The 439-nt window shown below is 47.8% G+C and carries 1 protein-coding gene; it reads left to right on the forward strand.

Features of this window, described 5'->3' with window-relative positions; genetic code table 11:
• The coding region (locus CWC28_RS21445; RefSeq protein WP_138625762.1) for a sulfotransferase at positions 1-439 on the forward strand (439 nt) is incomplete at both ends.

Below are 439 nucleotides of genomic sequence, written 5' to 3' on the forward strand. Positions count from 1 at the left end.
TTCTTGAACGCCTGGATCTTCTTGTTAATGAGTGGAACAGCGACTCTGGTCTTAGGCAGATTGGAAGGATGAGCCTGTTTAACAAGTTGGTTCAGCATGCCAGCAGTCGTTTATTGATTCATGACGTATTGAAAAAACACCCGGAAATTCATGACATAAAGATTGAAAAGCCGATCATTGTGGCTGGGTTGCCACGTTCAGGCACCACTCATCTTTTAAATTTGATGGCCTCCGATCAACGTCTCAGAGCTCTGCCACTTTGGGAGTCTTATGAACCAGTGCCAGTTCCCGGTGAAGAACTTCTATCAGATGGCACAGATCCCCGATATCAGCGCTGTAGTGATACCTGGGAGATGATGAAGCAGGCAACACCCTATTTGGCAGCTATGCACCCCATGAACCCGGACCATATCCATGAAGAGCTGGAACTGATGGGGCC

Origin of the sequence: Pseudoalteromonas sp. S4492 (assembly GCF_005886115.1) — a bacterium.
GTDB lineage: Bacteria > Pseudomonadota > Gammaproteobacteria > Enterobacterales > Alteromonadaceae > Pseudoalteromonas > Pseudoalteromonas gelatinilytica.